The organism is Escherichia sp. F1 (assembly GCF_046764225.1).
In the GTDB taxonomy this organism is placed as follows: domain Bacteria; phylum Pseudomonadota; class Gammaproteobacteria; order Enterobacterales; family Enterobacteriaceae; genus Escherichia; species Escherichia coli.
In genome coordinates, this window is record NZ_CP177202.1 from 1,745,824 (window position 1) to 1,767,465 (window position 21,642).

Genomic DNA, 21,642 nt, shown 5'->3' on the forward strand with positions numbered 1-21,642 from the left:
TTTGTGAGCCTGCTCAAATCTGCCCATTTTGCCTCTCTGGCGGTAATTTACTTTACGTAAAACATGCATACTATGAGCACATGTTTAAATATGAACACATGTTTAAACCGTCTTTGCAGTATCAATATTCTTGTGGATTGACAGGGTTGGTAATTTTTTACCAGAGGACGTGCTATGCGCGAAAAGGATTATGTCGTAATTATAGGTTCGGCGAATATTGATGTCGCCGGATATTCACATGAATCATTAAATTATGCGGATTCAAATCCAGGTAAAATAAAGTTTACGCCTGGTGGAGTAGGGCGCAATATTGCACAAAACCTGGCGTTGCTGGGGAATAAAGCCTGGCTACTGAGCGCAGTAGGCAGTGATTTTTATGGTCAATCGTTGCTAACGCAAACCAATCAATCTGGTGTTTATGTCGATAAATGCCTGATTGTGCCGGGAGAAAATACGTCAAGCTATTTATCATTACTCGATAATACCGGTGAAATGCTGGTTGCTATAAATGACATGAATATTAGCAACGCTATTACAGCTGAATATCTCGCACAGCACGGTGAATTTATTCAGAGGGCAAATGTCATTGTCGCAGACTGTAATATCAGTGAAGAGGCACTGGCATGGATTCTGGATAATGCCGCCAATGTACCTGTATTTGTCGATCCGGTTTCGGCATGGAAATGTGTCAAAGTGCGCGACCGTCTAAATCAGATCCACACCCTGAAGCCAAACCGCCTTGAAGCGGAAACCCTGAGTGGGATTGCGCTGTCAGGGCGTGAAGATGTGGCAAAAGTTGCTGCCTGGTTCCATCAACATGGCCTGAACCGACTGGTATTGAGCATGGGCGGCGACGGCGTTTATTACAGTGATATCAGCGGTGAAAGTGGTTGGTCTGCGCCGATCAAAACCAATGTCATTAATGTTACCGGAGCGGGCGATGCCATGATGGCTGGACTTGCTTCGTGTTGGGTAGACGGAATGCCGTTTGCCGAATCTGTTCGTTTCGCACAGGGATGTTCGTCAATGGCGCTCTCCTGTGAATACACCAATAACCCCGATTTATCGATTGCCAACGTTATATCGTTAGTGGAGAACGCAGAATGTCTGAATTAAAAATTTCCCCTGAATTATTACAAATTTCCCCGGAAGTGCAGGACGCTTTAAAAAACAAAAAACCGGTTGTGGCGCTGGAATCGACCATTATTTCTCACGGGATGCCGTTCCCACAAAATGCCCAGACCGCAATTGAAGTTGAAGAAACTATTCGTAAACAGGGCGCTGTACCTGCCACTATCGCCATTATTGGCGGCGTGATGAAAGTGGGTTTAAGCAAAGAAGAAATTGAATTGCTGGGTCGTGAAGGGCATAACGTGACCAAAGTTAGTCGTCGCGATTTACCTTTTGTTGTTGCCGCCGGAAAAAATGGCGCAACTACCGTTGCTTCAACGATGATTATTGCGGCGCTTGCCGGAATTAAAGTATTTGCCACTGGGGGAATTGGTGGAGTGCATCGCGGGGCGGAACATACCTTCGATATTTCTGCCGATTTGCAAGAGCTGGCAAATACTAATGTCACCGTTGTTTGTGCCGGGGCGAAATCTATTCTCGATTTAGGATTAACCACTGAGTATTTAGAAACTTTCGGTGTACCGCTAATTGGCTATCAGACCAAAGCGCTGCCTGCGTTTTTCTGCCGCACCAGCCCGTTTGACGTCAGCATTCGTCTCGACAGCGCCAGCGAAATTGCCCGTGCAATGGCGGTGAAATGGCAAAGCGGGCTGAACGGTGGCCTGGTGGTGGCAAATCCGATCCCGGAACAGTTTGCGATGCCGGAGGAATCTATCAATGCAGCCATAGATCAAGCCGTTGCCGAAGCCGAAGAGCAGGGCGTTATTGGTAAAGAAAGCACACCGTTCCTGCTGGCTCGTGTTGCTGAACTGACTGGCGGTGACAGCCTGAAATCCAACATCCAACTGGTGTTCAACAACGCCATTCTGGCGAGCGAAATTGCCAAAGAATACCAGCGTCTCGCGGGTTAATTTCTGACGGGCAGAAAGCCGTCGCCCGTACTGATCATACATACCAAAACCTGGCGCTGACGCCGGGTTTACTGGCATGAAGGGAAAATCATTATGGATATAATGAGAAGTGTTGTGGGGATGGTGGTGTTACTGGCAATAGCATTTCTGTTGTCAGTGAATAAAAAGAGCATCAGTTTGCGCACGGTTGGAGCCGCGCTGCTGCTACAAATCGCCATTGGCGGCATCATGCTCTATTTTCCACCAGGAAAATGGGCGGTAGAGCAGGCGGCATTAGGCGTTCATAAAGTGATGTCTTACAGTGATGCCGGTAGCGCCTTTATTTTTGGTTCATTGGTCGGGCCGAAAATGGATGTCCTGTTTGATGGCGCGGGCTTTATCTTCGCCTTTCGCGTACTCCCGGCGATTATCTTCGTCACTGCGCTCATCAGCCTGCTGTACTACATTGGCGTGATGGGGCTGCTAATCCGCATTCTTGGCAGTATTTTTCAGAAAGCCCTCAACATCAGCAAAATCGAATCTTTTGTTGCGGTTACCACTATTTTCCTCGGGCAAAATGAGATCCCGGCGATCGTAAAACCGTTTATCGATCGCATGAATCGCAACGAGCTATTTACGGCAATTTGTAGCGGGATGGCGTCCATTGCCGGTTCGATGATGATTGGTTATGCCGGAATGGGCGTACCAATTGACTACCTGTTAGCGGCATCGCTGATGGCGATCCCTGGTGGTATTTTGTTTGCACGTATTCTTAGCCCGGCCACCGAGCCTTCGCAGGTCACATTTGAAAATCTGTCGTTCAGCGAAACGCCGCCAAAAAGCTTTATCGAAGCGGCGGCGAGCGGTGCGATGACCGGGCTCAAAATCGCCGCTGGTGTAGCGACGGTGGTAATGGCGTTTGTCGCAATTATTGCGCTGATCAACGGCATTATCGGCGGAATTGGCGGCTGGTTTGGTTTCGCCAATGCCTCTCTGGAAAGTATTTTTGGCTATGTGCTGGCACCGCTGGCGTGGATCATGGGTGTGGACTGGAGTGATGCCAACCTGGCGGGTAGCCTGATTGGGCAGAAACTGGCGATTAACGAATTCGTCGCTTACCTGAGTTTCTCCCCATACCTGCAAACGGGCGGCACGCTGGAAGTGAAAACCATTGCGATTATCTCCTTTGCGCTTTGTGGTTTTGCTAACTTTGGTTCTATCGGTGTTGTCGTTGGCGCATTTTCGGCTATTTCGCCAAAACGTGCACCGGAAATCGCTCAGCTTGGTTTACGGGCGCTGGCAGCAGCAACGCTTTCCAACCTGATGAGCGCGACCATTGCCGGGTTCTTTATTGGTTTAGCTTGAGTTTCATTGCCGGATGTACGCCTTATTAAGCGTTGCATCCGGCAATCGCGCTATTGCAGATTATTTTTTACTGCATCATCCCGGAGAATTTATTCTCCGGATCCATCTCCAGCGCCAGTCCTGACAACTGCTTTCTGTTTTTAATTAGATATCCTTTCTTGCTTTTAATTAATGAACCGTCGTGAATGAATTGCGCGAGAACATATAAAAGATGTCGATAAGAAACGCCTAAATACTCTGCCGCTTGCGTATGCTTTTCGTGATAAAGATCACCTTCTTGTGAGAGTAATATAAAAGCTGCCAGGCGATTCACTAACGGAAATGATTGATTCTGAGTTAAAGAAACAATATTACGGTAATTTTTATGACTTAAGGTGACGCAGAGTTTTCGTAAAAATAGCGTGTCGTTTAATAACAGCGGGCGGTAATGTTTCATAGGGAGCGCAAGGCACCAACACTCTTCAATAGCCTGCACCGCACGCGGTTCATGGTCTTTGTCGATTAACTCAATCTCGCCAATAAAACAGGGAGCGGCAAAGAAATCGATCAGCGACACGCGACCATTAGCAAGCGTGGCGTAAAGCCTGGCGCGGCCTCGCGTCAGGTAAAACAGCCAGGACGGCTGTTGCCCTTCCTGCACAATGTAGTCACGCGCTAAAAAATGAAACAGCCGCGTATTGGCTGAAACATCCGTTGAAAAGCAATCCTTAAACGCAGATTCACTCATCAATTGCTGCTTAAGGTCATTATTGTGGATTTCTTTCACGATGTTTATCCGCTATGAGATTTCTCATATTTAGCATACGTACGCTGTTGTTAAGATTCAATCATCGGCCCGGTCGAATTTTCTTTGCTGTAGAAAAAATAACGCAACTGGAAATAGAGGAAATAAACAATGGAAAAGAGAAAAATTATTCTGGATTGTGATCCGGGTCATGATGATGCTATTGCCATAATGATGGCAGCGAAACATCCGGCAATAGATTTATTAGGCATCACCATTGTGGCGGGTAATCAGACGCTTGATAAAACATTAATTAATGGCCTGAATGTTTGCCAGAAACTGGAGATTAATGTTCCGGTTTATGCGGGGATGCCACAGCCCATTATGCGTCAACAAATCGTTGCCGATAATATTCACGGTGAAACCGGACTGGATGGCCCGGTATTCGAGCCGCTGACCCGCCAGGCAGAAAGCACTCATGCGGTGAAATATATCATCGATACCCTGATGGCAAGCGATGGCGATATCACTCTGGTGCCGGTTGGTCCACTTTCAAACATCGCGGTGGCAATGCGTATGCAACCCGCGATCCTGCCGAAAATCCGTGAAATTGTGCTGATGGGCGGCGCTTACGGTACTGGCAACTTTACGCCATCCGCCGAGTTCAACATCTTTGCTGACCCGGAAGCGGCACGCGTGGTGTTCACCTCCGGCGTTCCATTAGTGATGATGGGCCTCGATCTCACCAACCAGACCGTTTGCACACCGGACGTGATTGCTCGGATGGAAAGGGTAGGCGGCCCCGCCGGAGAGCTGTTCAGCGACATCATGAATTTCACTCTAAAAACGCAGTTCGAAAACTACGGCCTGGCTGGCGGCCCGGTGCATGACGCCACCTGCATCGGTTATCTGATTGACCCTGATGGCATTAAAACCCAGGAGATGTACGTCGAAGTGGATGTTAACAGTGGCCCTTGCTATGGGCGTACCGTCTGCGACGAGCTGGGCGTTCTTGGCAAGCCAGCCAATACCAAAGTCGGCATCACTATTGATACCGACTGGTTCTGGGGCTTAGTCGAAGAGTGCGTGCGCGGCTACATCAAAACCCATTAAGTGTTGATAACAAGCCGGGTCAGTATCGCAAGATGCAGGCCCGGCTATTTCTGATGGGCAGAAAGCCGTCGCCCAAAATGACATGAAGAGATAATAACTATGGATGTCATGAGAAGTGTTCTGGGAATGGTGGTATTGCTGGCAATTGCGTTTTTGCTGTCAGTAAACAAGAAGAAGATCAGCCTGCGTACCGTTGGCGCGGCGTTAGTGTTACAGGTCGTGATTGGCGGCATTATGCTTTGGTTACCGCCAGGGCGTTGGGTCGCTGAAAAAGTCGCTTTTGGCGTGCATAAAGTGATGGCGTACAGCGACGCGGGTAGCGCATTTATCTTTGGTTCTCTGGTCGGACCGAAAATGGACACCTTATTTGATGGCGCAGGATTTATCTTTGGTTTCAGGGTATTACCGGCAATTATCTTCGTTACAGCACTGGTGAGTATTCTCTACTACATCGGTGTGATGGGGATCTTAATTCGCATTCTCGGCGGTATATTCCAGAAAGCATTGAATATCAGCAAGATTGAGTCATTCGTCGCGGTCACTACCATTTTCCTCGGGCAAAACGAAATTCCGGCAATCGTCAAACCCTTTATCGATCGTCTGAATCGCAATGAATTATTTACGGCTATTTGTAGTGGCATGGCCTCGATTGCTGGTTCGACAATGATTGGTTACGCCGCACTGGGCGTGCCTGTGGAATATCTGCTGGCGGCATCGTTAATGGCGATCCCCGGCGGGATCTTGTTTGCCCGCCTGTTAAGCCCGGCTACGGAATCTTCGCAGGTTTCCTTTAATAACCTCTCTTTCACCGAAACACCGCCAAAAAGCATTATTGAAGCCGCCGCTACAGGGGCAATGACCGGACTGAAAATCGCCGCAGGTGTGGCGACAGTGGTGATGGCATTTGTTGCAATAATTGCGTTGATTAACGGTATTATCGGCGGCGTTGGCGGCTGGTTTGGTTTTGAACATGCCTCGCTGGAGTCCATTTTAGGTTACCTGTTGGCCCCACTGGCGTGGGTGATGGGGGTTGACTGGAGTGATGCGAATCTTGCCGGGAGTTTGATTGGACAGAAACTGGCGATTAATGAATTTGTCGCTTACCTCAATTTCTCACCTTATCTGCAAACAGCTGGCACTCTGGATGCTAAAACCGTGGCGATTATTTCTTTCGCGTTGTGCGGTTTCGCTAACTTTGGTTCTATCGGGGTGGTGGTGGGGGCGTTTTCTGCGGTTGCGCCACACCGTGCGCCGGAAATCGCCCAGCTTGGTTTACGCGCGCTGGCGGCGGCGACACTTTCTAACCTGATGAGTGCCACCATTGCAGGATTCTTTATTGGCTTAGCGTAGTGCGCGAGTTATGAGCCGGATAAGACGCGGTCAAGCGTCGAATCCGGCAACATTGTTACACCATCGGCACTAATGAAAGCGCGTTATCGGCAGACAGGGTAGGGTTGTTTAAGCTGCCGCTGGCGCGTGAAATTGCCGCGCAGGCCATCGCAAAACGGGCGCTGTCACGGAAATAGTTTCCTTCCAGAAAGCTATATACCAGGCCCGCCATAAAACCATCGTCAGCACCAAAACTGTCTACTGTCGTATGCGCTGGTGCGGTCAGCAAAAATTGTTCTCCATCCTTTTCGCTGCAATAAACAGACTCATCGGGCAAATAAACAAACAGTTGCTGAACACCTTGCTGATGTAATGCATTCACTGCGGCATTACGGTCAGCATCGCTGGTGATCGCCTGTCCCCATAAAATTTCCAGCTCCGGTAAAGTGGGTTTCAGGGTGTGAATATGCGCCAGCCAGTGTTTGATTTTGCCCGCTTTGAATTCTGAAACGGTATCGACAAACACCGGGATTTCATCAGCGAGGGTAAAGACCCACTCCAGCGCCTCGGCTGTCAGGTTACAATCTGCCAGTACCACGCCCGCATGACGAAGTAAATCGCGCGACCCGTTCAGTAGTTGCGGTGTCAACTGTTCCAGCAGATGGGTATCGTTAATCGCCAGCACGATTTGATCGTCTCGATTGGCAATTGCCAGATACGTCGATGTGCTTTGACCATGTAAACGAACGCAGCCGGAGACATTCACGCCGGCGCGGCGCGTTTCTTCCAGGAGCATTTCGCCATAAAAGTCATCGCCAATCACTGAAAGCAAATGGACGTCGCGGCCTAACAGCGCCAGATTGTGGGCGATATTGCGTCCAACGCCGCCTGCCGAGCAATGAATTGTACCGGGATGAGAAGCCGCTTGTGGGTAACGGATATCCGCCATCCCGCGAATATCCATATTGATTGTCCCCACCACTACGCAGTATTCCTGCTCGGTGAGAATGTAACCTTTGCCTTTAATCCGGCCTTTGCGCATTAAATCCATAATATGCGCCGCAACGCGCGAACGGCTGATTTGCAGCATGTCCGCAATTTCGTTCTGCTGAATCAGCGGGTTACGCCGTAAAATTGCAAGGATCTCCTTTTCCCGGTTATTCATCTTCAGGCTACCGCTTTTTCAGTTTGTTGCGCTTTCAGCCAGGCGATCTCTTCTGCCCAGATATCCGGGTTGATGGTTTCAAGGATCAGCGGAATGCCGTCGAAACGGTCGTCCTGCATGATCCAGCGGAACGCATCATGACCGATATTGCCTTCACCGAGGCTATGATGGCGGTCAACGCGGCTGCCAAAGGTGCTTTTCGCATCGTTAAGGTGCATCCCGCGCAGATACTTAAAGCCAACAATACGGGCAAAATCCGCGAACGTTTTCTCGCATTCGGCAGAAGTACGCAAATCATACCCGGCAGCGAAAGCATGGCAGGTATCAATGCAGACGCCGACGCGGGATTTATCTTCCACGCCGTCGATAATCGCCGCGAGATGTTCGAATTTAAACCCTAAGTTACTGCCCTGACCGGCGGTGTTTTCAATCACCGCTGTCACACCATGAGTTTTATCCAGCGCAATGTTGATGGATTCGGCAATACGCGCAAGGCAATCCTCTTCTGAAATTTGCATCAGATGGCTGCCAGGGTGGAAGTTGAGCAAAGAAAGCCCCAGCTGTTCGCAACGCTGCATTTCATCTATAAACGCATCGCGCGATTTTTCCAGAGCTTCAGCGACCGGATGTCCGAGGTTAATCAGATAACTGTCGTGGGGAAGAATTTGCGCCGATGTGTAGTGATATTTTTCACAGGCGGCTTTGAATTCATCGATGGTTTGCGTCGTGAGCGGTGCGGCACGCCACTGACGTTGGTTTTTGGTGAACAAGGCAAACGCGGTTGCGTCGATTTCGGCGGCGCGAATTGCGGCATTTGCCAGACCGCCAGCAGCACTAACGTGCGCTCCAATGTATTTCATGCGAGGACTCCTGTTAAACCCGCTGGAGGAAAACGGTAATGATAGCGGGTTAACAGGAGCAAGATGTAGTGGTTTATGCGATGACGCTTTGAATCACATAGTTAATCGCACCACCACCAACAATCAGCCAGGCAAACAGTACCAGTGCCATCAGCAGAGGTTTCGCCCCGGCTTTTTTCAGCGCGCTGACGTGAGTGGTCAGACCCAGCGCCGCCATCGCCATTGCCAGCAGGAAGGTATCCAGCGTTACCAGCATGTTCACCACGCTCTGCGGTAACAGGTGGAACGAGTTAAAGATGGCAACTACGATGAACAAGATGGCAAACCACGGAATAGTGATTTTGCTTTTCTCGCCGCTGTTCGCCCCAGACAGCTGTTTAACACGCGCCGCCAGCAGGATGAGGAACGGAGCTAGCATCATCACGCGCAGCATTTTGGAAATAACTGCTGCGTTTTCTGCATCCGGGCTGATGGCATGACCTGCCGCCACCACCTGCGCCACTTCGTGCACAGTAGAACCAATGTAGATACCGAAAGTTTCCGGACTAAACCATTGAGACATCAGCGGATATATCGCCGGGTAGAGGAAAATCGCCACGGTCCCGGAGATAACAACGGTTGCAACAGCCACGGTTACTTTACTGGCTTCCGCTTTCACTACCGGCTCAGTCGCCAGTACCGCGGCAGCACCACAGATACTGCTACCGGCACCGATCAACCAGCTGGTGTGCTTATCCAGACCAAACACTTTCTGCCCCAGGAAGCAAGCCAGCAGGAAGGTACTGGACAGCGTCAACACGTCAATGATGATCCCACTGATACCGACATCGGCAATTTGCGAGAACGTCAGACGGAAGCCATAAAGAATGATACCCAGACGTAATAAATATTGCTTGGCAAACAGCACACCACCGTCACAGCTTTTCCAGATGTGCGGATAGATGGTGTTGCCTAAAACCATCCCCAACAAGATTGCGAGGGTGAGGGCACTAAACCCGGCACCCGCAACCGCGGGAATGGAACCACCCCACAGGGCGACCCCGGTGATAACTGCACTCAGGGCTAACCCCGGAATAAAATGCCACAGTGTACGATGTTGTTTCTGTAAGGTGATATTCGTCATAACCCTCTCCTTTAACCGGGCATAAGGTTACGACTAACTGGTTTAAAAATAAAATTTATTATATATTTATAATTAATCTTTATAAGTGGTAAGCGACTATGCACATCACCCTCCGGCAGTTGGAAGTTTTTGCAGAAGTATTGAAAAGTGGATCAACCACCCAGGCGTCGGTGATGCTGGCGTTGTCGCAATCAGCAGTGAGCGCAGCCTTGACCGACCTGGAAGGGCAGCTTGGCGTGCAACTGTTTGATCGCGTGGGGAAAAGACTGGTTGTTAATGAACACGGGCGACTGCTCTATCCGCGCGCGTTGGCACTGCTTGAACAGGCGGTTGAAATCGAACAACTGTTTCGCGAAGACAACGGCGCGATTCGTATCTATGCCAGTAGTACTATCGGTAACTACATTCTGCCTGCAGTCATTGCCCGTTATCGCCATGATTATCCGCAGTTGCCGATTGAACTTAGCGTTGGGAACAGCCAGGACGTGATGCAAGCGGTGCTGGATTTCCGCGTTGATATTGGCTTTATTGAAGGACCGTGCCACAGCACTGAAATCATTTCTGAACCGTGGCTGGAAGACGAGCTGGTGGTTTTCGCCGCGCCGACTTCGCCATTGGCTCGTGGTCCGGTCACCTTAGAACAGCTGGCCGCTGCGCCGTGGATCCTGCGTGAACGCGGTTCCGGCACGCGGGAGATTGTCGATTATCTGTTGCTGTCACATTTACCGAAGTTTGAGATGGCGATGGAATTAGGTAACTCCGAGGCTATCAAACATGCGGCGCGTCATGGGTTGGGAATTAGTTGCCTGTCGCGACGGGTGATTGAAGATCAATTGCAGGCAGGCACATTAAGTGAAGTTGCGGTCCCTCTGCCGCGCCTGATGCGTACGTTGTGGCGTATACATCATCGGCAAAAACACCTTTCCAACGCGCTACGGCGCTTTCTGGACTATTGCGATCCCGCGAATGTACCGCGTTAAGTTGCTGTACAAGAACATGCTGGTGCTGTGTCGATTTCGTGACGCAGCGCCCTCAGCATGCATTCGCCAGAAAAGAGATTGGCTGCTTTACTTATAATCCCTGGGCGATCATGAAGGTGTCTTATAACCGTGTATTTCTGCCGGAAGGATTGCCAATCGTCTGCTACAATCGCGCCTCATTTTTAAGATGGATAGCATTTTTGTATGGTTTCCGAAACTAAAACCACAGAAGCGCCGGGCTTACGCCGTGAATTAAAGGCGCGTCACCTGACGATGATTGCCATTGGCGGTTCCATCGGTACAGGTCTTTTTGTTGCCTCTGGCGCAACGATTTCTCAGGCAGGTCCGGGCGGGGCATTGCTCTCGTATATGTTGATTGGCCTGATGGTTTACTTCCTGATGACCAGTCTCGGTGAACTGGCTGCATATATGCCGGTTTCCGGTTCGTTTGCCACTTATGGTCAGAACTATGTTGAAGAAGGCTTTGGCTTCGCGCTGGGCTGGAACTACTGGTACAACTGGGCGGTGACTATCGCCGTTGACCTGGTTGCAGCTCAGCTGGTCATGAGCTGGTGGTTCCCGGATACACCGGGCTGGATCTGGAGTGCGCTGTTCCTCGGCGTTATCTTCCTGCTGAACTACATCTCAGTTCGCGGCTTTGGTGAAGCGGAATACTGGTTCTCACTGATCAAAGTCACGACAGTTATTGTCTTTATCATCGTTGGCGTGCTGATGATTATCGGTATCTTCAAAGGCGCGCAACCTGCGGGCTGGAGCAACTGGACAATCGGCGAAGCGCCGTTTGCTGGTGGTTTTGCGGCGATGATCGGCGTAGCTATGATTGTCGGCTTCTCTTTCCAGGGAACCGAGCTGATCGGTATTGCTGCAGGCGAGTCCGAAGATCCGGCGAATAACATTCCACGCGCGGTACGTCAGGTGTTCTGGCGAATCCTGTTGTTCTATGTGTTCGCGATCCTGATTATCAGCCTGATTATTCCGTACACCGATCCGAGCCTGCTGCGTAACGATGTTAAAGACATCAGCGTCAGTCCGTTCACCCTGGTATTCCAGCACGCGGGTCTGCTCTCTGCGGCGGCGGTGATGAACGCAGTTATTCTGACGGCGGTGCTGTCAGCGGGTAACTCCGGTATGTATGCGTCTACTCGTATGCTGTACACCCTGGCGTGTGACGGTAAAGCGCCGCGCATTTTCGCTAAACTGTCGCGTGGTGGCGTGCCGCGTAATGCGCTGTATGCGACGACGGTGATTGCCGGTCTGTGCTTCCTGACCTCCATGTTTGGCAACCAGACGGTATACCTGTGGCTGCTGAACACCTCCGGGATGACCGGTTTTATCGCCTGGCTGGGGATTGCCATTAGCCACTATCGTTTCCGTCGCGGGTACGTATTGCAGGGACACGACATTAACGATCTGCCGTACCGTTCAGGTTTCTTCCCACTGGGGCCGATCTTCGCATTCATTCTGTGTCTGATTATCACTTTGGGCCAGAACTACGAAGCGTTCCTGAAAGATACCATTGACTGGGGCGGCGTAGCGGCAACGTATATTGGTATCCCGCTGTTCCTGATTATTTGGTTCGGCTACAAGCTGATTAAAGGAACACACTTCGTACGTTACAGCGAAATGAAGTTCCCGCAGAACGATAAGAAATAAGTTTCCTCCCTTCCTTGCTAAGCCCTCTCAACCGAGAGGGCTTTTTCAATTCCATTTCCCTGACAAATCATGCGGATATAAAATTTAACATTTGGATTGATAATTGTTATCGTTTGCATTATCGTTACGCCGCAATCAAAAAAGGCTGACAAATCAGAGGCTGGTCCGGCTTTCTGGGATGATCACCTGCATACAAATAAGTCCACCGCGATGCTGCCGTACGCAAGGGGACGTGAAGAAGATGTGAGCGATAACCCATTTTATTTTCGTAGTTACCTCATGGAGATATGGAATGTTTAGGTTGAACCCTTTCGTACGGGTCGGGCTGTGTTTGTCCGCTATTTCTTGTGCATGGCCTGTGTTAGCGGTCGATGATGATGGCGAAACGATGGTTGTCACTGCATCTTCCGTTGAACAAAACCTTAAAGATGCACCTGCCAGTATCAGCGTCATTACCCAGGAAGACCTGCAGCGAAAACCGGTACAGAATCTGAAGGATGTCCTCAAAGAAGTGCCTGGCGTACAACTGACGAACGAAGGGGATAACCGTAAGGGCGTTAGTATTCGTGGTCTGGACAGCAGCTACACCCTGATTCTCGTCGACGGTAAACGCGTTAACTCCCGCAATGCCGTCTTCCGCCACAATGATTTCGATCTGAACTGGATCCCGGTCGATTCCATCGAACGTATTGAAGTGGTCCGTGGCCCGATGTCGTCGCTGTACGGTTCCGATGCGCTCGGCGGTGTAGTGAATATCATCACCAAAAAAATCGGTCAGAAATGGTCGGGTACCGTTACCGTCGATACCACCATTCAGGAACATCGCGATCGCGGTGATACCTATAACGGTCAGTTCTTTACCAGCGGACCATTAATTGACGGCGTGCTGGGAATGAAAGCTTACGGCAGCCTGGCAAAACGTGAAAAGGATGACCCGCAAAACTCAACGACCACCGATACCGGAGAAACGCCGCGTATTGAAGGATTCTCCAGCCGCGACGGCAATGTGGAATTTGCCTGGACACCGAATCAAAATCACGATTTTACTGCCGGATACGGTTTCGACCGTCAGGATCGTGATTCCGACTCGCTGGACAAAAACCGTCTGGAACGCCAGAACTACTCCGTCAGCCATAATGGGCGTTGGGATTACGGCACCAGCGAACTGAAATACTACGGTGAGAAAGTCGAGAACAAAAACCCTGGCAACAGCAGCCCGATAACTTCCGAAAGCAATACGGTCGACGGCAAATACACGTTGCCGCTGACGGCGATTAATCAGTTTCTCACGGTTGGCGGTGAATGGCGTCACGACAAACTTAGCGATGCGGTGAACCTGACTGGGGGAACCAGCTCCAAAACGTCTGCCAGCCAGTACGCGCTGTTTGTGGAAGATGAATGGCGGATCTTCGAGCCGCTGGCGCTGACGACCGGCGTACGTATGGACGATCATGAAACCTACGGTGAACACTGGAGTCCGCGTGCCTACCTGGTTTATAACGCCACCGACACCGTAACGGTAAAAGGGGGCTGGGCGACGGCATTTAAAGCACCTTCTCTGTTGCAACTTAGCCCTGACTGGACGAGCAATTCTTGCCGTGGCGCATGTAAGATTGTGGGTAGCCCGGATCTGAAACCAGAAACGAGCGAAAGTTGGGAGCTGGGGCTTTACTACATGGGTGAAGAAGGCTGGCTGGAAGGGGTTGAATCCAGCGTTACCGTTTTCCGTAACGATGTGAAAGATCGTATCAGCATCAGCCGTACGTCTGACGTCAATGCTGCACCAGGCTACCAAAACTTTGTTGGTTTTACAGCGAACGGTGTGCCGGTATTTAGCTACTACAACGTTAACAAAGCTCGTATTCAGGGCGTGGAAACCGAACTGAAAATTCCGTTCAACGATGAATGGAAACTGTCACTCAACTACACCTACAACGATGGTCGTGATGTCAGCAACGGCGAAAATAAACCTTTATCCGATCTGCCGTTCCATACCGCTAACGGTACGCTGGACTGGAAACCGCTGGCGCTGGAAGACTGGTCATTCTATGTTTCTGGTCACTATACCGGGCAGAAACGCGCCGACAGCGCGACGGCTAAAACACCGGGCGGTTATACCATCTGGAATACCGGTGCGGCCTGGCAGGTGACTAAAGACGTCAAACTGCGCGCAGGCGTGCTGAACCTTGGCGACAAGGATCTCAGTCGTGACGACTACAGCTATAACGAAGACGGACGTCGTTACTTTATGGCAGTGGATTATCGCTTCTGACAGGAAGATGCCCGGCGAACCGGGCAGACTTTACTTCAGTAAATGTTGCGCATGGAAGCGCAAATGATCCTCTATAAAAGAGGCGATGAAGTAGTAACTGTGATCATATCCCGGCTGAATACGCAGCGTCATCGGCCACGCTTTCTGGCGGGCGGCTTCTGCCAGCACTGCGGGTTGCAGCTGGTCGGCAAGAAACTGATCATTATCACCCTGATCGATAAGCGTCGGGATCGCATCCTGCGCGTTACTGGCATACATCAGCGCACAACTGTCCCATTCCAGCCATGCATTTTTGTCCTCACCTAAATAGGTGCTAAACGCTTTAATGCCCCAGGGTACGCTGCACGGATTCACAATTGGCGCAAAGGCGGAAACGCTGGTGTATTTGCCCGGGTTTTTCAGCGCCATAATCAGCGCACCGTGACCACCCATTGAATGACCGCTAATAGCGCAGCGGTCGCTGACATTAAATTGCGACTGAATCAGCGCCGGTAATTCATCGCGCAGATAATCATACATCCGGTAATGCGTCGCCCAAGGCGGTTGCGTGGCATTAAGATAAAAGCCTGCGCCCTGGCCTAAATCGTAGCCATCATCGTTGGCAACCTGTTCGCCGCGCGGGCTGGTGTCTGGCATTACCAGTACAATCCCCAGTTCTGCCGCCACGCGCTGGGCACCCGCCTTGGTGGTGAAGTTCTCGTCATTGCAGGTTAATCCGGAAAGCCAGTACAGCACTGGAGGCGGGGTGTGATCACGAGGTGGTGGGAGAAAGATACTGAACGTCATCGGGCAGTTTAAGGTACTGGAGTCGTGTCGCCAGCGTTGCTGCCAGCCTTCAAAACAGCGGTGCTCTTCGAGCATTTCCATGCGTGGCTCCTTGTTGTGTTGTTTGCAATTTCTTCATCATACCGTTTATTCAATGTGCTGTGAGTAACTTTCACTTCCGTATTTGCATAACGATGTTTTAACATCTGCTGATGAAAGGCAGCGGCAATTACAATAATTATCGCTGTGAATACTGGATTATGTGCGCCGCCTCACGCACAATAATCAGGCTGTAAATCAGCTTAATAACTTTGCCCCCACGCAGGGCGGAGGCGTCACACCTGCAGGAGAAATCATAAATGCCATCACTCAGTAAAGAAGCGGCCCTGGTTCATGAAGCGTTAGTTGCGCGAGGACTGGAAACACCGCTGCGCCCGCCCGTGCATGAAATGGATAACGAAACGCGCAAAAGCCTTATTGCTGGTCATATGACCGAAATCATGCAGCTGCTGAATCTCGACCTGGCTGATGACAGTTTGATGGAAACGCCGCATCGCATCGCTAAAATGTATGTCGATGAAATTTTCTCCGGTCTGGATTACGCCAATTTCCCGAAAATCACCCTCATTGAAAACAAAATGAAGGTCGATGAAATGGTCACCGTGCGCGATATCACCCTGACCAGCACCTGTGAACACCATTTTGTTACCATAGATGGCAAAGCGACGGTGGCTTATATCCCGAAAGATTCGGTGATCGGTCTGTCAAAAATTAACCGCATCGTGCAGTTCTTTGCCCAGCGTCCGCAGGTGCAGGAACGTCTGACCCAGCAAATTCTCATTGCGCTACAAACGCTGCTGGGCACCAATAACGTGGCTGTCTCTATCGACGCGGTGCATTACTGCGTGAAAGCGCGTGGCATCCGCGACGCAACCAGTGCCACAACAACGACCTCTCTTGGTGGATTGTTCAAATCCAGTCAGAATACGCGCCACGAATTTCTGCGCGCTGTGCGTCATCACAACTGATTAAAAGGCAGGAACCATGGAGCGCAACGTCACGCTCGATTTTGTTCGCGGCGTCGCCATTCTGGGGATCCTGCTATTAAACATCAGCGCCTTTGGGCTACCAAAGGCGGCTTATCTCAATCCCGCCTGGTACGGCGCTATTACGCCGCAGGATGCATGGACCTGGGCATTTCTCGATCTCATCGGCCAGGTGAAATTCCTCACGCTTTTTGCGCTGCTGTTTGGTGCTGGCCTGCAAATGTTGCTGCCCCGTGGCAGACGCTGGATCCAGTCGCGGTTAACGCTGTTAGTCTTGCTGGGCTTTATTCACGGTTTATTGTTCTGGGACGGCGATATTCTGCTGGCTTACGGGCTGGTGGGCTTAATCTGCTGGCGGCTGGTGCGCGATGCGCCATCAGTAAAAAGCCTGTTTAATACAGGCGTCATGCTTTATCTGGTGGGGCTTGGCGTTTTGATGTTATTGGGGCTGATTTCCGACAGCCAGACCAGCCGCGCCTGGACGCCGGATGCATCGGCTATTTTGTATGAAAAATACTGGAAGCTTCACGGCGGCGTTGAAGCGATCAGTAATCGTGCCGACGGTGTTGGCAACAGTTTACTGGCACTGGGCGCACAGTATGGCTGGCAACTGGCAGGGATGATGCTCATTGGTGCGGCGCTGATGCGCAGCGGCTGGCTGAAAGGGCAGTTCAGCTTACGTCACTATCGTCGTACTGGTTTTGTGCTGGTGGCGATTGGGGTGACCATTAACCTTCCTGCCATCGCCCTGCAATGGCAGCTGGACTGGGCGTATCGCTGGTGTGCCTTCTTACTTCAAATGCCGCGGGAACTGAGTGCGCCGTTTCAGGCGATTGGCTATGCGTCGCTGTTTTATGGTTTCTGGCCGCAATTAAGCCGCTTTAAGCTGGTGCTTGCGATCGCCTGCGTCGGACGGATGGCGCTGACCAACTATCTATTGCAAACGCTGATTTGTACCACGCTTTTTTACCACCTCGGTTTGTTTATGCATTTTGACCGCCTGGAGCTGCTGGCGTTTGTTATTCCGGTATGGCTGGCGAATATCCTCTTCTCTGTTATCTGGCTGCGTTACTTCCGCCAGGGGCCGGTGGAATGGCTCTGGCGTCAGTTAACTTTGCGTGCTGCCGGACCGGCAATATCTAAAACATCAAGATAACGTTCTGGATCACATTCGTTAACAAAACGGCTGTAACCGTTTCCATTGCTGTGACTCGATTCACGAAGTCCTGTATTCAGTGCTGACAAAATAGCCGCCAGCAAGCAGTCATTTACTGCAATCTCATAACAGGTAGTGAATATGATCACCATTCGTGATGTAGCGCGTCAGGCTGGCGTCTCTGTGGCAACGGTTTCCCGAGTGCTCAATAACAGTACGCTGGTCAGTGCCGACACGCGTGAAGCAGTAATGAAAGCCGTTAGTGAGCTGGATTATCGACCAAATGCCAATGCCCAGGCGCTGGCAACTCAGGTTAGCGACACCATTGGCGTGGTGGTGATGGACGTTTCTGATGCGTTTTTCGGCGCGCTGGTAAAAGCGGTGGATCTGGTCGCCCAGCAGCATCAGAAATACGTGCTAATCGGCAATAGCTATCATGAAGCGGAAAAAGAGCGTCACGCCATTGAGGTGTTAATTCGCCAGCGTTGTAATGCATTGATTGTTCACTCAAAAGCATTGAGTGACGATGAGCTGGCACAATTTATGGATAACATTCCCGGTATGGTATTAATTAACCGCGTTGTGCCGGGGTACGCCCATCGTTGCGTTTGCCTGGATAATCTCAGCGGTGCCCGAATGGCGACGCGCATGTTGCTGAATAACGGTCATCAACGTATTGGTTATCTTTCTTCCAGTCACGGCATTGAAGATGACGCCATGCGTAAAGCAGGCTGGATGAGTGCGTTGAAAGAGCAGGATATTATTCCGCCGGAAAGCTGGATTGGCACTGGCACGCCGGACATGCCGGGTGGTGAGGCGGCGATGGTTGAACTGCTGGGGCGCAATCTACAACTTACCGCTGTATTTGCTTATAACGACAATATGGCCGCTGGCGCACTGACAGCATTAAAAGATAATGGCATTGCGATTCCGTTACATCTCTCCATCATCGGTTTCGATGATATTCCCATCGCCCGTTACACCGACCCGCAATTAACGACCGTACGTTATCCCATTGCTTCAATGGCGAAATTAGCCACCGAACTGGCCTTGCAGGGGGCAGCAGGCAATATTGATCCTCGTGCCAGCCACTGTTTTATGCCGACGTTAGTGCGTCGCCATTCTGTCGCAACACGCCAGAATGCGGCGGCGATCACTAACTCAACAAATCTGGCGATGTAACCGCTTTCAATCTGTGAGTGATTTCACAGTATCTTAACAATGTGATAGCTATGATTGCACTGTTTTAACGTTGTAACCCGTATGTAACAGTGAATAATCACTTTCACCGAGGTAATAGCGTCATAACAACAATTAAAGCCGTTTTCTGGAGCGTTACCGGGCATGGAAGAACGAATTTTAAAAAGTGAGCTTCGGCGTTCAGTAACACTTCATTAACTCTACTGCCCCGCCGAGCATTTATCTCAAGCACTACCCTGCATAAGAAAAACCGGAGATACCATGAATAAGAAGGTGTTAACCCTATCTGCTGTGATGGCCAGCATGTTATTCGGTGCCGCTGCACACGCTGCTGATACTCGCATTGGTGTAACAATCTATAAGTACGACGATAACTTTATGTCTGTGGTGCGCAAGGCTATTGAGCAAGATGCGAAAGCCGCGCCAGATGTTCAGCTGCTGATGAATGATTCTCAGAATGACCAGTCCAAGCAGAACGATCAGATCGACGTATTGCTGGCGAAAGGGGTGAAGGCACTGGCAATCAACCTGGTTGACCCGGCAGCTGCGGGTACGGTGATTGAGAAAGCGCGTGGGCAAAACGTGCCGGTGGTTTTCTTTAACAAAGAACCGTCTCGTAAGGCGCTGGATAGCTACGACAAAGCCTACTACGTTGGCACTGACTCCAAAGAGTCCGGCATTATTCAGGGCGATTTGATTGCTAAACACTGGGCGGCGAATCAGGGGTGGGATCTGAACAAAGACGGTCAGATTCAGTTCGTACTGCTGAAAGGTGAGCCGGGCCATCCGGATGCAGAAGCACGTACCACTTACGTGATTAAAGAATTGAACGACAAAGGCATCAAAACTGAACAGTTACAGTTAGATACCGCTATGTGGGATACCGCTCAGGCGAAAGATAAGATGGACGCCTGGCTGTCTGGCCCGAACGCCAACAAAATCGAAGTGGTTATCGCCAACAACGATGCGATGGCAATGGGCGCGGTAGAAGCACTGAAAGCACACAACAAGTCCAGCATTCCGGTGTTTGGCGTCGATGCGCTGCCAGAAGCGCTGGCGCTGGTGAAATCCGGTGCACTGGCGGGCACCGTACTGAACGATGCTAACAACCAGGCGAAAGCGACCTTTGATTTGGCGAAAAACCTGGCCGATGGCAAAGGTGCGGCTGATGGCACCAACTGGAAAATCGACAACAAAGTGGTCCGCGTACCTTATGTTGGCGTAGATAAAGACAACCTGGCTGAATTCAGCAAGAAATAAGACTGATTGGGCGCAGTCGTTTACTGCGCCCTTATTGTATGGCCAACAAGGTAAAATTATATGGTCAGCTCAACGACTCCGTCTTCCGGGGAATACTTGTTGGAAATGAGCGGTATCAACAAGTCTTTTCCTGGTGTTAAGGCACTTGATAACGTTAATTTAAAAGTCCGGCCACATTCTATCCATGCATTAATGGGGGAAAACGGCGCAGGAAAATCAACATTATTAAAATGCCTGTTTGGTATTTATCAAAAAGACTCCGGCACCATTTTATTCCAGGGTAAAGAGATCGATTTCCATTCTGCCAAAGAAGCGCTGGAAAATGGTATTTCGATGGTACACCAGGAGTTAAACCTGGTATTACAACGTTCGGTGATGGATAACATGTGGCTGGGGCGATATCCCACCAAAGGCATGTTTGTCGATCAGGACAAAATGTACCGCGAAACCAAAGCGATTTTTGATGAACTGGATATTGATATCGATCCGCGTGCGCGCGTCGGCACATTATCCGTTTCGCAAATGCAGATGATCGAAATCGCCAAAGCGTTTTCCTATAACGCGAAAATTGTGATTATGGATGAACCGACTTCTTCGTTGACCGAAAAAGAGGTCAATCATCTGTTCACTATTATTCGTAAATTAAAAGAGCGCGGCTGCGGTATTGTTTATATCTCGCATAAAATGGAAGAAATCTTCCAGTTATGTGATGAAGTTACCGTATTGCGCGACGGTCAGTGGATCGCTACCGAACCGCTGGCAGGGCTGACGATGGACAAGATCATCGCCATGATGGTTGGGCGTTCTCTTAACCAACGTTTCCCTGACAAAGAAAACAAGCCGGGCGAAGTGATCCTCGAAGTGCGTAACCTGACGTCACTGCGCCAGCCGTCGATTCGCGATGTCTCGTTTGATCTGCATAAAGGGGAGATCCTCGGTATTGCCGGTCTGGTGGGGGCGAAACGTACCGATATTGTTGAGACGTTATTTGGTATTCGCGAGAAATCGGCTGGCACCATTACGTTGCACGGCAAAAAGATCAATAACCATAATGCCAACGAAGCCATAAACCACGGATTTGCACTGGTAACTGAAGAGCGCCGCTCAACGGGAATTTATGCCTATCTGGATATCGGTTTTAACTCGTTAATTTCCAATATTCGCAACTACAAAAATAAAGTTGGTTTACTGGATAACTCGCGGATGAAAAGCGATACCCAGTGGGTGATTGATTCGATGCGGGTAAAAACACCGGGGCATCGGACGCAAATTGGTTCGCTCTCCGGCGGTAATCAGCAAAAGGTGATTATTGGTCGCTGGCTACTAACGCAACCAGAAATATTAATGCTCGATGAACCGACGCGCGGTATTGATGTCGGAGCGAAGTTTGAGATCTATCAGTTAATTGCCGAACTGGCGAAGAAAGGCAAAGGGATTATTATTATCTCCTCTGAAATGCCTGAGTTGTTAGGGATAACAGACCGTATTCTGGTTATGAGCAATGGTCTCGTTTCTGGAATTGTCGATACAAAAACAACAACGCAAAACGAAATTCTGCGTCTTGCGTCTTTGCACCTTTAAGATTAGGG

18 protein-coding genes are annotated in these 21,642 nt (G+C 50.3%); 13 read left to right on the forward strand and 5 right to left on the reverse strand.

Translation table 11 applies throughout. From position 1 onward, the window contains the following. The first annotated feature begins 174 nt into the window (after positions 1-174). The 3 genes from ACK8NJ_RS08425 (at position 175) to ACK8NJ_RS08435 (ending at position 3,386) form a co-directional block, all read left to right on the forward strand. Complete coding sequence (locus ACK8NJ_RS08425) at positions 175-1,116, forward strand: pseudouridine kinase (protein WP_097342749.1); 942 nt, start codon at positions 175-177, stop codon at positions 1,114-1,116. Further along, positions 1,104-2,042: a pseudouridine-5'-phosphate glycosidase gene (gene psuG / locus ACK8NJ_RS08430; protein WP_062875539.1), complete on the forward strand. Its 939-nt coding sequence runs from the start codon at positions 1,104-1,106 to the stop codon at positions 2,040-2,042. The genes ACK8NJ_RS08425 and psuG overlap by 13 nt, the downstream gene beginning before the upstream one ends. A 93-nt stretch (positions 2,043-2,135) precedes the next feature. After that, complete coding sequence (locus ACK8NJ_RS08435; protein ID WP_000353878.1) at positions 2,136-3,386, forward strand: NupC/NupG family nucleoside CNT transporter; 1,251 nt, start codon at positions 2,136-2,138, stop codon at positions 3,384-3,386. A gap of 67 nt (positions 3,387-3,453) precedes the next feature. Here the strand turns inward: ACK8NJ_RS08435 and ACK8NJ_RS08440 are convergent, their stop codons facing one another. Next, complete coding sequence (locus ACK8NJ_RS08440; protein WP_328117016.1) at positions 3,454-4,152, reverse strand: transcriptional regulator YeiL; 699 nt, start codon at positions 4,150-4,152, stop codon at positions 3,454-3,456. Between the two features lie 129 nt (positions 4,153-4,281). Between ACK8NJ_RS08440 and rihB the strand changes: the two genes are divergently transcribed. Further along, complete coding sequence (gene rihB / locus ACK8NJ_RS08445) at positions 4,282-5,223, forward strand: ribosylpyrimidine nucleosidase (protein ID WP_328117014.1); 942 nt, start codon at positions 4,282-4,284, stop codon at positions 5,221-5,223. 99 nt (positions 5,224-5,322) lie between these two features. Then, positions 5,323-6,573, forward strand: coding sequence for a NupC/NupG family nucleoside CNT transporter (locus ACK8NJ_RS08450; protein WP_000382942.1), 1,251 nt, complete (start codon positions 5,323-5,325; stop codon positions 6,571-6,573). A 55-nt stretch (positions 6,574-6,628) separates the two neighbouring features. On the opposite strand, the gene ACK8NJ_RS08455 is transcribed toward ACK8NJ_RS08450, so the two are convergent. From ACK8NJ_RS08455 to ACK8NJ_RS08465, 3 genes are all read right to left on the reverse strand, one after another. Next, positions 6,629-7,717: a sugar kinase gene (locus tag ACK8NJ_RS08455; protein WP_328117012.1), complete on the reverse strand. Its 1,089-nt coding sequence runs from the start codon at positions 7,715-7,717 to the stop codon at positions 6,629-6,631. Positions 7,718-7,719: 2 nt separating this feature from the next. Beyond that, positions 7,720-8,577: a deoxyribonuclease IV gene (nfo, locus tag ACK8NJ_RS08460; RefSeq protein ID WP_000873876.1), complete on the reverse strand. Its 858-nt coding sequence runs from the start codon at positions 8,575-8,577 to the stop codon at positions 7,720-7,722. A 73-nt stretch (positions 8,578-8,650) separates the two neighbouring features. Then, positions 8,651-9,700, reverse strand: a complete 1,050-nt coding sequence (locus tag ACK8NJ_RS08465) for a YeiH family protein (protein ID WP_411962341.1) — start codon at positions 9,698-9,700, stop codon at positions 8,651-8,653. A gap of 98 nt (positions 9,701-9,798) precedes the next feature. Here ACK8NJ_RS08465 and yieE point away from each other — a divergent pair, with 98 nt between their 5' ends. From yieE to cirA, 3 genes are all read left to right on the forward strand, one after another. Further along, the gene (gene yieE, locus ACK8NJ_RS08470) at positions 9,799-10,680 is read left to right on the forward strand and encodes a DNA-binding transcriptional regulator YeiE (RefSeq protein WP_411962342.1); all 882 of its coding nucleotides are present in this window, start codon (positions 9,799-9,801) and stop codon (positions 10,678-10,680) included. Positions 10,681-10,884: 204 nt separating this feature from the next. After that, positions 10,885-12,354, forward strand: coding sequence for a lysine-specific permease (gene lysP, locus ACK8NJ_RS08475; RefSeq protein ID WP_411962343.1), 1,470 nt, complete (start codon positions 10,885-10,887; stop codon positions 12,352-12,354). Positions 12,355-12,646: 292 nt separating this feature from the next. Next, positions 12,647-14,626, forward strand: a complete 1,980-nt coding sequence (gene cirA, locus ACK8NJ_RS08480) for a catecholate siderophore receptor CirA (RefSeq protein WP_000489254.1) — start codon at positions 12,647-12,649, stop codon at positions 14,624-14,626. A gap of 30 nt (positions 14,627-14,656) precedes the next feature. On the opposite strand, the gene yeiG is transcribed toward cirA, so the two are convergent. After that, on the reverse strand, positions 14,657-15,493 hold the full coding sequence (gene yeiG / locus ACK8NJ_RS08485; RefSeq protein ID WP_275877600.1) for an S-formylglutathione hydrolase: 837 nt from the start codon (positions 15,491-15,493) through the stop codon (positions 14,657-14,659). A gap of 257 nt (positions 15,494-15,750) precedes the next feature. Between yeiG and folE the strand changes: the two genes are divergently transcribed. The 5 genes from folE to mglA all read left to right on the forward strand — a co-directional run bounded on the left by folE (position 15,751) and on the right by mglA (position 21,634). Further along, entirely contained in the window at positions 15,751-16,419 is a 669-nt protein-coding gene (folE, locus tag ACK8NJ_RS08490; RefSeq protein ID WP_001139613.1) for a GTP cyclohydrolase I FolE, read from the forward strand. Positions 16,420-16,435: 16 nt separating this feature from the next. Then, positions 16,436-17,593, forward strand: coding sequence for a DUF418 domain-containing protein YeiB (yeiB, locus tag ACK8NJ_RS08495; protein WP_001551362.1), 1,158 nt, complete (start codon positions 16,436-16,438; stop codon positions 17,591-17,593). Positions 17,594-17,734: 141 nt separating this feature from the next. Beyond that, complete coding sequence (gene galS / locus ACK8NJ_RS08500; RefSeq protein WP_000628658.1) at positions 17,735-18,775, forward strand: HTH-type transcriptional regulator GalS; 1,041 nt, start codon at positions 17,735-17,737, stop codon at positions 18,773-18,775. Positions 18,776-19,054: 279 nt separating this feature from the next. Next, entirely contained in the window at positions 19,055-20,053 is a 999-nt protein-coding gene (mglB, locus tag ACK8NJ_RS08505) for a galactose/glucose ABC transporter substrate-binding protein MglB (RefSeq protein ID WP_001036964.1), read from the forward strand. Positions 20,054-20,113: 60 nt separating this feature from the next. Continuing rightward, positions 20,114-21,634 carry a galactose/methyl galactoside ABC transporter ATP-binding protein MglA gene (gene mglA, locus ACK8NJ_RS08510; RefSeq protein ID WP_000255032.1) on the forward strand — a complete coding sequence of 507 codons (1,521 nt, stop codon included), beginning with the start codon at positions 20,114-20,116 and terminating at the stop codon, positions 21,632-21,634. The last annotated feature ends 8 nt before the right edge of the window (positions 21,635-21,642 follow it).